Consider the following 14923-nt stretch of genomic DNA (forward strand, 5'->3'; position numbering starts at 1 on the left):
TTTTTATGGAGTTGAAAAATTATTTTTCTAAATTCCTTCTTAAAAACAGAGCACAAAAACTTTCGGAAAAAGATATTCTTTTTCGCAAAAACATTTCAAACATCGTTGGTTATAATATCCACGATATAGAAATCTTTAAAGAAGCTTTTTCTTTGAAATCGTCTTCAAAAAGCACGAATAAAAAAAATTACGAACGTCTTGAGTTTTTAGGGGATTCTGTTTTAGGAACCATTATTTCTTGTCATCTTTTTCAAACCTACCCGAATGAAAACGAAGGATTTCTCACGCAGATGAAATCCAAAATCGTGAATAGGAAAAACCTCAACAAACTGGGAGAAGATCTTAAATTAAGTTCCCTTTTACAAGCTGACACAAGCCAGACAATTCTCAGTGAAAATATTTCAGGAAACCTGTTGGAGGCACTAATTGGTGCGCTTTATCTGGACATTGATTACGAATTTTGTAAGAAGATTGTCTTAGACAGAATTCTTACACCTTCTACAATCAATAAACTGGAAAATAAAATCATCAGCTACAAAGGATTATTATTAGAATGGAGTCAAAAGAAAAAGATTCCTATCAAATATGAAACCTGCGAAGAAATCCAGCCTAACAAAGTCACGGTTTTCCGTTGTCACGTGTGGCTTCATAACGAGAGGATTGCCAATGCTGTTGAAACTTCTAAAAAGAAAGCAGAGGAAAAAGCGGCACAGAGAGCATTTTACGTTTTGAGTAAGAAAGAAAACATTATTGAGCATCAAAAAACAATATCTTAAACTAGAAGAAGATCTTACAGAGATCAACGTCGGATTGATTAGACTTGCAAAACCAATCCCGGAACACGAATTGTTTTTTTTCATCAATGACATCAATACTTTCAAATTCAGACGTGTTGATGATATCTTAATAAAAGGCGAATATTTCGACCATTCTTTTTCCCGCTATCAGGCTTACGACAAATCGTCCAAAAACTGCTACAGCTTCATTTCCAACAAATCGATTGTCTCAATTCAGAAAAAAGAGCAGAATCAGCTTTTTTCAGATGAATCAAATATTAAATTTCTACTAAATCTGCATCAAGACGTGGATTACATTTTAACTAATTCCGATATGTTTGCGGAATTTTCGTTAATTTTGCTTCCGGAAAATTTTGTATTCCAAATTCAAGAATATCCATTGAGCTCTGAAGAAGAGCTTTATCAATTAATTCAATATTATGAATAAAAACCTTAAGAAAACAAAAATCATTGCAACACTAGGACCAGCATCTTCCAGCAAGGAAACGATGATCCAAATGATCCAAGCCGGTGTTGATGTGTTTAGAATAAACTTTTCACATGCTGATTACGAATTGGTGTTGAAAAATGTCAATATCATCCGTGAGATCAACAAAGAATATGGTTACTCTGTATCTATTCTTGGAGATTTGCAAGGACCAAAACTAAGAGTTGGTGTTGTAAAAGAAGGATCTTTCCTTAATCCTGGAGACATCCTGACTTTTACCAACGAAAAAATCGAAGGAGATTCTACAAGAGTTTACATGACTTATCAACAGTTTCCTCAAGACGTAAAAGTTGGAGAGAGAATCTTGATCGATGATGGTAAATTGGTTTTCGAAGTGATCGAAACTAATAACCTAGACACAGTAAGAGCAAAAACAATCCAAGGTGGACCTTTGAGTTCTAAAAAAGGGGTAAACCTTCCTAATACGAACGTTTCTTTGCCTGCATTAACAGAAAAAGATATCGAGGATGCAAACTTTATGTTGGATCACGAATTTGACTGGATTGCATTATCTTTCGTACGTCACGCTCAGGATATCATCGATCTTAAAGATTTGATGGCAAAACATCCAACCAACAAAACAAAAACGCCAATCATCGCAAAAATCGAGAAACCAGAAGGTGTGAAAAACATCGATGAGATCTTGTTGGAATGCGACTGTCTAATGGTTGCCAGAGGAGATCTAGGTGTAGAAGTTCCTATGGAGCAAGTACCAGTGATCCAGAAAAACTTGGTGAATAAAGCTAGACTTTATGCTAAACCTGTTATCATCGCAACTCAGATGATGGAAACAATGATCAATATCCTGACGCCTACAAGAGCGGAAGTGAATGACGTTGCCAACTCTGTACTTGATGGTGCTGATGCGGTAATGCTTTCAGGAGAAACTTCTGTTGGAAAGTATCCTGTAGAAGTGGTAAGCAATATGGCGAAAATCGTGAAGAACATTGAGAAAACAGCACTTTACTCAAAACTAAACCACGTGATCGAAGAAAAGATCAATTGTGTAGATGAGCGTTTCATCACAGATAAAGTTTGTCGTTCTGCAGTAGATATTGCAAAATCTACAGGAGCTGAGGCTATTGTGACTTTGACTTCTTCTGGTTACACGGCGTTCCAGATCTCTGCACACAGACCATCTTCTCACATCATCGTTTTCAGTAACAACAAACGAGTGATCACGATGCTGAACCTACTTTGGGGTGTAAGAGCTTTCCATTACGACATGGAAAAGTCTACGGACGAAACGGTTATCCAAGTAAATATGTTGACGCATAACTATGGATTTGTAGAGCAAGGTGACTATGTCATTAACTTAAATGCAATGCCGGTTCACAATGGTGGAAAAACAAATACATTGAGATTATCAACGATATAATTTTTTATATTTAAAAAACAAAATCCTGCTCTATTGAGTGGGATTTTTTGTTGGATCCTTCATCATCATTTATACTGCAAAAAAAATCCTGCGAATTGCAGGATTTAATTTGTATGAAATTTACTAATATTATTCTTTAATGATTTTCTTAGATATCACGCCAGTTTTGGTTTTCACTGTTAAGATGTAAATAGAATTTGGAAATCTGCTCAAACTAATTGTTTGAGATTTTGAAGCTTTAAGATTTTCAAAAATCAATTTTCCGTTCATATCAAAAAGAGCTACCCTTTCTACTTCAGTTGGTGCTACTATATTGATCATATCTTTTGTTTTCGTCGGATAGATTTTTACTTCATCCAACACAGAATTACCAGTGGCTAAAGTTGCTTTTTTTGTTCCTGTTGCAACCCAAGCAAAATCCTGAGTAGATGCATTTCCATCCTGATCTACCAAACTATTTTTATTACTAACTTCTATCCTATAGATTTCATTTGCCAAAGGATTATCAATAACAATTTGTTCTACATTATCAACAGTGTTATCGCCTTTTGTAGCATTTGCATTCGGATTACTGACATCCAGTTTCCACGGATAATAAACATTTCCAGAACTTACTTCTACCACTCTAAGATCAAGATCATTCACTATTCTGGACGTGGTGTTCTGCTGAAGATCAATATCTGTTGTAAAAGGAGCAATTGCAGGATCTATCCACGAGATGCTAACTTTCAAAGGCTCATTGCCTCGCGCCGTGATCTCTTTGGTAAATTTAATGCCTGACTGCAAACTATCTTTATCAAAATAAGCTTCTTCATTTAATTTATTAGCAAGAACCAGTGCCGCTTTTCTACCATCAACTAGTCCCCAACCGTACCACACATCAGGACCAGGTCTTCCGGCTTCGTTAGCGGTGTGCGTCAGTAGGGCTTTCATTTCGTCCGCATCAAATGTAAAACTACTGTTTCCCGAAATATTTCTTTGAATCTGAGTCAATGCGCCAGCAATACCAGAAACCATAGGTGCCGCGTAAGATGTACCAAAGTTCAGTACATATTGGTTGGTTGCGTTGGGACTTGCATTGGTATAATTTGCCATAATCATATCTACACCAACTGCAGTGAGGTCAGGTTTCACAGCACCGTCCTTTCTTGGACCAGCACTGCTGAAGCTGCCTTTTACGACATCACTAGCCTGATTATATTTGTGATTGCCTGGCAGTTGATTTACCGCTCCTACAACAATAATATTTTTGGACAGTGAGCCATAACCAATACAGTTATAACCTTGACTGCAATTGGCAGGCGGAATTTCGTCACCTGCAGCAAAAGGAACCCAAGATTGTGTCGCTATAATATATTTGTATTTCGGGGAATTAGCAGATGGGCCAACACCGTAATAATTGCCAGTAGATTTTACAATGATCTGTTGAGGCTGGGCATAAACAATTTTATCAAAATTATAGTCATTCTCATAATAGGCACCGGAATAGGTATCCTGATGATTCAGTTCATAATTTCCATACCAATAATAAGAACTGCCAGATTGCAGCCAGCCGAGATTGACACCATAAGAATGATTGGAAATATTAAGATTTGGCAAAGTTGCCAGTTTTTGGTAATTATTGCCTAAAGCCGTTGCAGCAAACATGTAATTATCCGTTGTTCCTTGTGGTAGGATCCCTTTAGCGTTAGCTTTAGGATAAGCAACACTACTCTGTGTGAAATTTCCAGTTGCAGTTCCATTCCCTATCAAAATACTGTTAACGTTTGTGCCGTGATAATGTTTGGCTTCTGTTGCAGCTTCCTGATTAACGGCTCTGCTATTAAACTGCTCGTGCGTATCCTGGATTCTTCCTGCATCAAAAACAGTGATCTTGATACCATTTCCAGTGACAGGTGAAGAAATTCCTGGAACAGATCCTGCCTGTAATTCGTCTACATTTGCAGTAGCATTAGCACTAGTTTCTTCGGTTGAATAGAAAACTGGAATCTGCCCGGCAAAACCAGCAAGATTTTTTTTCAGACTGTCTTTTTCCTTGCCAGAATACTTTGAGGATTTGGATAAAAAGCTGTCCAACTTATCTTCATTTATCAATCTTTGCTTGGCAAATTCATTTTTCAGTTTAAGATTCTGAGCATTAGAAAAATAAAAAGAAAACAACATTCCAACGCTTAGTATAACTTTTTTCATCTTTATAACTTTTTGCAAAGATAAAAAATACTTAGATCATAATAAGTTTTAAAAAATGTTAACTATTTATTTTTGAATTTCTTAAATGTAGTTTCGAAGTGAAGTTTCAGGTTTCCAACATCTTCTTCGCTGCAATAGCCATATTTCAGAATAGTTCTAGTCCCAAAACTTTGAAGTGAATAGAAGATAAAAGAATTAATTTCCTCAGATATTAATCCTAAAGAAATAAAATAATCATCTGTCAGATTTTCACGCAACCATTCCACAAAATCCGACGAAGTCCATTTGTTATCAATTTTTCCAAAACTTATACCTCCACCGACTGGCTGTACAAATTCGCCGTGTCTTGGTTTCATTAATCCCTCGCTGGATTTGGTTTTGAAATAGACTTTCAGATCATTATTCAAAGCTACTTTTTTCTTGTTTTCATTGAAAAGTTTAGAATCCTCATCAAGATTCCCAGACAACTTTTTCCTGACCTCAACTTCCTCAATTTCCGTGACTAATTTTATTAAATTAATGACAACTTCATCAGTATTAATGATTTTCAAAACCTTCCTTTCGTAACCTTCTTTCACAAACCTTAGCTCATCACCGAAATCTGCATTAATGACAAACTGACCTTGTGAATTGGAATTGGTTTTTTCCTGAGAATTAATATTAATGATCAAAACTTGATTCACCAAAACAGAATCTGACACAATTTTACCTCTAATATTTTGTGAATAAAAGGTTTGAAAAAGCAGTAAAAAACAAGAGAATAGAAATATCTTCAAAGGCTATTTTTCATCAAAAATAAATTTAATTCCGGCTTGCAAATGACATTTAACCAGGATTAACTTTTTTGTGAACATTTAACAAAATCGGATTTCCAAAGCATTTTATTTCTCTGTTTAAAACCTTAACTTTACGCAAAATTACAATGTAGATGTACTTAGTTTTCGATACAGAGACCACTGGTTTACCCAAAAATTTCAACGCACCGCTCTCAGATTCAGACAACTGGCCAAGAATGGTCCAGATTGCCTGGCAAATCCACGATGACAATGGAAACCTGATAGAAAACCAAGATTACATCATCAAACCAGAAGGTTATGACATCCCGTTCAACGCTGCGAGAATCCACGGGATAACGACTAAAATCGCCAATGAAGAAGGTCGCGATCTGGAAGAGATCTTAGTAGAATTTTCTAAAGCTTTGGAAAACGTTAGAGTTGTTTCCGGACACAATGTGGAATTCGATTACAACATCGTTGGGGCAGAATTTTTCAGGAAAAACATTACAGATAATCTTCAGGAAAAACCAAGAGCAGATACGATGATCCTGGGAACAGATTATTGCCAATTGGCTGGCGGACGTGGCGGAAAATTCAAATCACCAAAACTGGAAGAACTTTACGAGAAACTCTACGGACATAAATTTGATGAAGCGCATAATGCCGCAGCCGATGTAAATGCGACTGCGCAGGTTTTCTTTGAAATGATGAGAATCGGCGTGATTCCGACCGATGTTTTGAAGATCAATGAAACGCAGTTAAAAGAATTTCAAACCCACAATCCAAATCCGATCAAACCTTTCGGAATCGTCATCAGAAGACAGGTTGCGAGTTTTAACAACAAGAAAAAACAATCCGATGTTGGCAGCATTGATGACATCGACCTTGGAAAATATTTCAATTTCGACAACCACAGTGTTTTCTCGACTTTGACGGCTACGACCAACATCAACGACCTTATCAAAAAAGCAACGGATGAGAATTACGCTGCCGTTGGAATGGTAGATATTGGCAATATGATGGGCGCGTTCAAGTTCGTTTCTGCGGTTGAAGACACGAATTCCGGAAGAAATAAAAAGCATAAAGAATATTTGGCTAAAAAACAGGAAGCCGAAGAAAAAGGAGAAGCTTTCAACGAAGAAGAGCCAATTACAGATCAATTGATTCCAATTGTCGGTTGCGAATTTTTCATTTCCAACAGATACGAGCAAAAGCAATTTACCAAAGATGATCCGGACAGACGAACGCAAATGGTGTTGCTGGCAAAGGATTTCAATGGTTATAAAAATTTGATCAAACTTTCCAGTATTGGTTTTCAGAAAGGATTTTATTTTGGCGTTCCAAGGATCAGCAGGGAATTGATCTCTCAATACAAAGAAGGATTGATTGCCTTGACTTCTGGGATCAACGGCGATATTCCGAATACCATCTTAAATATCGGAGAACAAAAAGGGGAAGAATTGTTCCAATGGTGGAAAGAGGAATTTGGTGATGATTTTTATGTCCAGATCCAGAATCACAATTTGCCCGAGGAAGAGCATTTGAATGAAGTCCTACTTCAATTTGCTGATAAATATAATGTCAAGATCTTAGCTCAAAACGAAACTTATTACACCAACAAAGACGATGCGAATATCCAAGACATTTTGGGTTGTATCAAAGATGGCGAAAAGCAATCAACGCCGATTGGCAAAGGTTTCGGAAAGAGAAAAGGTTTGACGACCAACGAATATTACATCAAAAGTCAAGATGAATTAAAACAAGCTTTTTTAAATTATCCAGACGCTTTCGAAGCTTACGAGGAGTTTTTAGCAAAGTTCAAACCTTATACTTTGAAACGTGATGTTTTGCTTCCGAAGTTTGACATTCCGGAAGAATTTATTGATCCAGAAGATGAAGCTGATGGCGGAAAACGTGGTGAAATGGCCTACCTGCGACATTTGACCTACGAAGGTGCGAACAAACGTTATCCGGTCATTACGCCTGAAATTCAGGAGCGATTGGATTTTGAACTGGAAGTTATCGCCAACACCGGTTATCCCGGTTATTTCTTGATCGTTCAGGATTTCTGTAATGAAGCCCGAAATATGGGCGTTTCGGTTGGTCCAGGTCGTGGATCGGCGGCGGGATCGGCAGTTGCTTATTGCATTAAAATCACGAATGTCGACCCGATCAAATACGACCTCCTTTTTGAGAGATTCCTGAATCCGGAAAGGGTTTCGATGCCCGATATCGATATCGATTTTGATGATGAAGGACGTGACAAGGTCATCAAATGGGTGGTTGAAAAATATGGTCAGGAACAAGTGGCGCAAATTATCACATATTCGGTTTTGGGAGGAAAATCGGCGATCAAAGATGCTGGTAGAGTTCTCGATCTTTCGATTCCAGAAACGAATATGATCGCGAAACTGATTCCGCCAAGTCCAGGAATGAATATTGCGAAAGCGCTTTCAAAATATGACAAGTTAAAACCGGAAGACCAACAATTGGTGGATGAGATGAAGTTCATTCTTTCAAACTCCGATGATTCAAGATTCTCGGTTTTGGAAAGTGCCAAGAAAATGGAAGGCTGTATCCGAAATACGGGAATTCACGCTTGTGGTGTGATCATTACGCCGGAACCTGTGAGCAATTTGGTTCCAATTACGATTGCGGCGAAAGATGCGGACATTTTGGTCTCTCAGTTTGACAACTCGGTGGCGGAAAATGCGGGTCTTTTGAAGATGGATTTCCTTGGACTAAGGACTTTGACCATTATCAAAGATGCGGTAAAACTTGTGAAAGAACGTCACGGCGTTGATATCGACCCGGATGAAATTCCGTTGGATGACGCCAAAACTTATCAATTATTTAAAGAAGGAAGAACGATTGGGATCTTTCAATACGAGAGTCCCGGAATGCAAAAATATATGCGTGAACTGAAACCAACGGTTTTCGCCGATCTGATTGCGATGAACGCCTTGTATCGTCCAGGTCCTATTAAATATATCCCAAATTTCATTAATAGAAAACACGGAACCGAGGAAATCATCTATGACCTCGAAGAAACAAAGGAATATCTTGAAGAAACTTACGGAATCACCGTTTATCAGGAACAGGTAATGCTTCTGTCTCAGAAATTGGCCAACTTTACGAAAGGTGAAGCCGATACTCTGAGAAAAGCGATGGGTAAAAAGCAGATCGAAGTCCTTAATAAAATGTACCCGAAATTCATTGAAGGTGGAAGGAAAAATAACTTGGATGAAGAAAGACTTGAGAAAATCTGGAATGACTGGAAAGCCTTTGCAGAATACGCCTTCAACAAATCCCACTCGACTTGTTACGCGTGGATCGCTTATCAAACCGCTTATCTGAAAGCCAATTATCCCGCAGAATATATGGCTAGCGTAATGAGTAATAACATTAATAACACGGCTTCCATCACAATGTTTATGGAGGATTGCAAAGCTATTGGCGTTGATGTTTTGGGTCCGGATGTGAATGAATCTCAATATAAATTCTCCGTTAATGAGAAAGGACAGATTCGTTTTGGATTGGGCGCTATCAAAGGAATTGGTGAAGGTCCGAGTGAAGCGATTGCAACATTGAGACAAAACGGAAGATATAAAAATGTCTATGATTTCTTTGAGCGAATTCCGCCTTCGCAAGTTAACAAAAGGGTTGCGGAAAGTTTGGTGACTGCCGGAGCCTTTGACGAATTGGACACTTACCACCGCGGACAATATTTTGACATCGATGCTTCCGGGAAAACGAATATTGAAAGACTTTCACGTTATGGACAGAGTTTCCAGGACAGCAAAAATGAAATGGACAATTCTCTATTTGCAGATTTTGCCGAGGAAGTTCAAATCGAGCAGCCGAAACTTTTGCCTTGCGCAGAATGGCCGAATATGCATAAACTCAATAAAGAGAAGGAAATTATCGGATTCTATTTATCGGCGCATCCTTTGGACGAGTTCAAGTATCAATTTAAATTTATGCAAGGTGTGCTTTCCAAAAAGGCAATCCTTGATGAGAAGAAAGATGAAATCCCAGTTTTGGATGAAGTGATCCCAATTTTGGAAACTGACAATACGCCTGATGAGGAAGTACCTGATATTTTGGTTTCTGATGAAGTCGGATTGGAAGATGAGATCATTGAAGAATCTGGCAAAAAAGCAGAACCAAAAGGGAATTTCAATTTCCTGAATCTGGACGAAGTGGAAGCTTTCAAAGATTTGGCATTTCCGCCAAAAGCGCCCGAACTTTTTGAAGAAAAGAAAAGCTGGAAGGACAAAATGAATGAAAAAGACAACACCAAAGAATATACTGTTGCGGGTCTGATCACGGAATATCGTGTGGCGGATGGTTTCCGCAGTGGGGAAAAAGTGGCTTTTGTCCTGTTGGAAGATTACACAGGCTCCTACTCTTTCCGTTTGGGAGACCGAGATTATATGAGGTTGAAAGACAAATTGGAAGTTCAGCGTTTTGTGATTATGAAACTCAAATTCTCTCAAGGAAAAGACGGACGTGTCTTCGTCAACGTGAATGATGTTTTGGAGTTGAAAGAGGCTTTTGACAGATTTGCAAGAAGCTTATCAATCGTTGTTCCACTGGATTCCTTACGTAAAACTGATATTGAATTCTTTAAAGAGAAGATCATTGAGAATCACGGCGAGCAGAAGCTTAACTTCTTTATCAAAAATCCGGAAGACGAATCTGTTTTGGAAGTGGTGAGTATGAAACATCATATCAATATTAATGAGGATCTTTTGGAAGTGATTCATTCCATTAATAATTATGAAGTTTTCCTAAATTAACAAAACAAACTAAAAAACAGATCAGTAGTAAAAAAAACTTCATTACCCCATCCCTACAACAATAAAAATCTACTTTAATTCATTAAGTAGATTTTTTTTTTAAACATTTTAATTTCAATTAAAAATATTCTTTCAAATTTTTATTTTAAATCAATTATCATTAATTAAATATGGATTTTGTTAAATATTAATTATTATATTTGTATGATTAATATAAATTAAACAATTATGAAGAAATTTTTACTATCGTGCTTTGTCGCCATGGCAATTGGTGCAAATGCGCAGATTACCGTCAATGAGAGCTTTGAAGCTTCTACATCATTACCAACAGGCTGGACTTCTACAGGAGGATATTCAGACACAAGTGGGAGCACTAATGGAGTTTACACTGGAGTAACTTGTGATGGCAATCAAGGTTTGGGTGCGGAAATGTACGGCGCAACCAATGGGGGGAGAACTCTTACTATAGTTTATACCAGCAACCCATCTACTTCCAATGCGAAGAAAATAGATTATTCTTTTAAATGGTTTGCTGATCCTTATTCTACCGGGGATGGTGTAACTGGAACTATTACCGTTTCTTATTCCAGAGTAACCGGGAATACTTACACGACATTAGGAACAACAGCCATTAATGCTCAAACGGGATGTCAAACTATCTCGGGAACAATACCTGAAAGTACAAGTGCTACAACTGGCGTTCCAGCGAATGCTCCTTTTAAATTTAGAGTTGTTGTGACAACTACCAACAATACAGCTCTTCAAAATGATTTCTATTGGTTCATAGATGGAGTTAAATTAATGCAAGAAACAACAGTTGCTCCATCTTGTACAACTGTTACACTACCAACTACCGGAGCAAATCCAAACAACAATAACTCTATTACTTGGGGAACCGTAGGAGGCGCATCTAGTTATAAAGTATATTTAGGAACAAGTGCGGGTAACTACGACATCGTAAATGGTACTGCTGTTGTTAATTCTCCTTATTCTCTTACAGGTTTGCTGTCAGCCAATACAACTTACTTTGCTAAAGTTGTACCGACAAATGCAATCGGTGATGCAACGGGATGTACTGAAAGTAGCTTTACTACTGGCGCTGCTGATTATTGCACCGTGAAATCTAATTCCGACAATAGATTGGATTACATATCTAATGTGAGTTACGAAGGAATTACCAATACTACTACTGCTGGTACAGCAGCTTCTGGACCATCTTATTTTGATTATACAGCTCAAAAAGCAACAGTTAAAATAGGAGAAGCAAAAACACTTTCTGTAACTTTAGCAGCTGACCCTGGATATCCTACAGACTATCTTACAGCTTATATCGACTGGAATCAAGATAAATCTTTTTCTGCCTCAGAAAAGTATGTACTTGCTAGTTACACTGGAAGCGGAACTTACACAGCTAATGTTTCAGTACCTGCAGATGCTATTTTAGGCGATACGAGATTAAGAGTAATAGCTGAATATAACGGCTCTTCAACATATGTTCCTACCGCATGTAACAATTCTTATGGCTATGGTGAAGTTGAAGATTACACAGTAACTGTTCAAGAAGCAACATTGGCAGTATCTGATGTAGACAAGGGTAAAATCTCTGTTTATCCTAATCCATTTACAGATGTTCTTAAAATTTCTGATGTGAAAGGTGTTAAATCCGTTTCTGTTACTGATGTCTCTGGAAGAGAAGTTAAATCTTTGGCTCCTTCTGCAGAACTTAACCTTTCTAGTCTTAAAACAGGTTTATATATTGTAAATCTTAAGATGGAAGATGGAAGCGTAAAAACTTTTAAAGCAATCAAAAAATAATTGTCAAAAATTATAAACAAATAAAGCCGTCTCATTTAAATGAGACGGCTTTTTCTTATTGTTACCTAAGACAGATTATTCAATTTATTAAAATACTAAAATATTTCTATATTAAATTTAAAAATACCTTCTATTTATTGAAAATAATTATTAGATTTGCCAAATATTAAATAAAATTAAATAATTATGAAGAAATTTTTACTACCAAGTTTATTTGCGATTGGTTTTTTTGCAAATGCTCAGGTTGATGTTACTGCCTCTGCTGGTACAGCAACAGCTTCCTACACTACATTAAAAGGCGCATTTGATGCCATTAATTTAGGAACACATCAGGGAAATATCAAATTAAGCATTTCAGGAAACACAACCGAAACAGCTTCTGCATCATTAAGTGCAATAGGTGGAGCAGTAAGTTACACTTCTATTTTGATAAAACCTACAGTAGCAGCAACAATATCAGGAACTGTAAGTGCAGCTGCTCTAGTGAATCTTAATGGTGCTACAAATGTTACAATTGATGGTTCAATAATTGAGAATGGAACAACTAAAGACCTTACATTTTCCAATACAAACACAGGTACAACTTCAAGTGTTTTAAGATTCATCAATGGTGCTTCAAATAACAATGTTAAAAACATTATTCTTAGAGGTGTTTCTACAGGTACTACAAATGGAGTTCTAGTATTCTCTACTTCTACCGCTGCTGCTGGTAACAATAATAATACAGTAACAAATAGTGAAATTACAAAAGGTACCACTAACCCTGCTGTTTTAGTTTACAATTCTGGAACAACTGCAAAAGCTAACACTAATAATGTTGTTTCTAATAGTAAAATATATGATTTTACAACTTATGGTGTTTTTGATGGTGGTAATTCTGATGGTTTCAGTATTTTAAACAATGACATTTATTTATCAGCAGCCGTAGCTTCTACAGCACTTACAGGTATTAGACCTAATACGGGAACAGTTGTTTCTTCTATCTACAGAGGAAATAAAATCCACGATATTGTGACAACTACTGCTGCAGGAGCTGTGACTGGAATTAATCTATATACAATTAGTGCCACTTCTTCCATTCTGGTAGCAAATAATATGCTATACAATTTAAGTGGACCTACTGCTGGATCAGGTACAATTATCGGTATATATGACCAATTAGACCCTGGTTCTGTTGCAAATATCTATTACAACACAGTTTTAATTAGTGGAGCTGTAACTGGGACAACTGGTTCATATGCATATTACAGAGCTTATCAAAACCCAACTGTTTTAAAAAATAATATTTTTGCTAATACTAGAACTTCTAGTGGAGGATATATCCAGGCTGCTTTCCGTAATAGCAACTCTGTAGGTACATTCACATCAGATTATAATGTTCTTTACAACAGTGGTGGTTCTGCTAACATTTCTGCAATTGATCTTGTTGGAACTACAGCAACTCAATATGCAACTTTTAGTGCTTATCAAGCTGCGGCTACAAACGCTACGCCTGCAAGAGATGTTAATTCTAAAGGCGTAGAACCAGTATTTGTTTCTGCAACAGACTTACATTTGTCAACTACAGATTTTAAAAATGAAAATCTAAGCAACTGGGCAACACCAATAGCAGCTGTAACGACAGATTTTGATGGTGACACTAGAAGTGCTGCTACGCCAGATGTAGGAGCAGATGAATTCACATATGTACCATCTACACCAGCACCAAACTGTACTACAATTACTTCTCCAAGTGCTTCTGCTACAGGAGTTACAATAAATCCAACAACTATTACCTGGTCTGTTGCTCCAAATGCGAGTGCATACAAATTATATGTAGGAACAGCTACTGGTAGTTACAACTTAGTAAATGGTACCGTTACTACTAGCACATCTTATACCTCTAATCTGGCAGCAAATAGTACTTATTATGTAAAAGTAGTTCCTTATAATGCTACGGGAGAAGCTACAGGATGTTCAGAACTTACTTTCACAACAGGATCGTATTGTTCTGCGGCAGGAACAGTGGACGGAAATACAGGATTGGGTATTACAAAAGTAGAATTTAGTAATTTAAGTAATACATCAGTTCGTGCAGCTTTCCAAGATTTCACAGCAGTAGCTCCTGCATCTGTAGAAGCTAGCAGATCTTATAATATTAGCATTACCAATGCAAATTCAACTGGCTATTATACAGGTGATGTCGCTTACGTTTGGATTGACTATAACAATGATGGAACATTTGATGACAGCACAGAACGTACTGCAGTTACTGTAAATGGAATTACAAGTACAGGAGCTATCGTTATTCCAGCAACTGCTACACTTGGTACAACTCGTATGAGAGTAAGATATTCTAACGCTGGTGCAAATGCCAACACAGCTTGTGGAACTGCAACTTATGGAGAAGTTGAAGATTACTCCGTGGAGATCAAACAATATTTAGCGGTATCAGATGTAAATAAAGCAGGTATCTCTGTATATCCTAATCCATTCACAGATGTTCTTAAGATTTCTGATGTAAAAGGAGTTAAATCTATCTCTGTTAATGATATTTCTGGAAGAGAAGTTAAATCTCTTGCGCCATCTGCAGAGCTTAATCTTTCTAGCCTTAAAACAGGTTTATACATTGTAAACCTAACAATGGAAGACGGAAGCGTAAAAACTTTCAAAGCAATTAAAAAATAATTTTCAAAATA

At 37.1% G+C, this 14923-nt stretch carries 8 protein-coding genes; 6 read left to right on the plus strand and 2 right to left on the minus strand.

What is annotated here, in order from left to right; all coding sequences use genetic code 11:
* Positions 1–5 precede the first annotated feature (5 nt).
* From rnc to pyk, 3 genes are read left to right on the plus strand one after another with little or no spacing between them, the layout of a single operon-like run.
* A complete protein-coding gene (rnc, locus tag PQ459_17915; GenBank protein WDF46762.1) occupies positions 6–776 on the plus strand; it encodes a ribonuclease III in 771 nt (256 codons plus the stop codon).
* A complete protein-coding gene (locus tag PQ459_17920; protein ID WDF46763.1) occupies positions 751–1224 on the plus strand; it encodes an IPExxxVDY family protein in 474 nt (157 codons plus the stop codon). Before rnc ends, PQ459_17920 begins: the two co-directional genes overlap by 26 nt.
* Positions 1217–2662, plus strand: coding sequence for a pyruvate kinase (gene pyk, locus PQ459_17925; protein ID WDF46764.1), 1446 nt, complete (start codon positions 1217–1219; stop codon positions 2660–2662). Before PQ459_17920 ends, pyk begins: the two co-directional genes overlap by 8 nt.
* A gap of 129 nt (positions 2663–2791) precedes the next feature.
* Here the strand turns inward: pyk and PQ459_17930 are convergent, their stop codons facing one another.
* Together PQ459_17930 and PQ459_17935 are read right to left on the minus strand one after the other, a co-directional pair.
* Positions 2792–4852 carry a S8 family peptidase gene (locus tag PQ459_17930; protein WDF46765.1) on the minus strand — a complete coding sequence of 687 codons (2061 nt, stop codon included), beginning with the start codon at positions 4850–4852 and terminating at the stop codon, positions 2792–2794.
* A 62-nt stretch (positions 4853–4914) separates the two neighbouring features.
* A complete protein-coding gene (locus PQ459_17935) occupies positions 4915–5553 on the minus strand; it encodes a hypothetical protein (GenBank protein ID WDF46766.1) in 639 nt (212 codons plus the stop codon).
* Positions 5554–5780: 227 nt separating this feature from the next.
* Between PQ459_17935 and dnaE the strand changes: the two genes are divergently transcribed.
* The 3 genes from dnaE (at position 5781) to PQ459_17950 (ending at position 14912) form a co-directional block, all read left to right on the plus strand.
* On the plus strand, positions 5781–10430 hold the full coding sequence (dnaE, locus tag PQ459_17940) for a DNA polymerase III subunit alpha (protein ID WDF46767.1): 4650 nt from the start codon (positions 5781–5783) through the stop codon (positions 10428–10430).
* 261 nt (positions 10431–10691) lie between these two features.
* Positions 10692–12245 carry a GEVED domain-containing protein gene (locus PQ459_17945; GenBank protein ID WDF46768.1) on the plus strand — a complete coding sequence of 518 codons (1554 nt, stop codon included), beginning with the start codon at positions 10692–10694 and terminating at the stop codon, positions 12243–12245.
* Between the two features lie 186 nt (positions 12246–12431).
* Complete coding sequence (locus PQ459_17950) at positions 12432–14912, plus strand: GEVED domain-containing protein (GenBank protein WDF46769.1); 2481 nt, start codon at positions 12432–12434, stop codon at positions 14910–14912.
* The last annotated feature ends 11 nt before the right edge of the window (positions 14913–14923 follow it).

The sequence above is a fragment of the Chryseobacterium sp. KACC 21268 genome (assembly GCA_028736075.1).
Classification (GTDB): domain Bacteria; phylum Bacteroidota; class Bacteroidia; order Flavobacteriales; family Weeksellaceae; genus Epilithonimonas.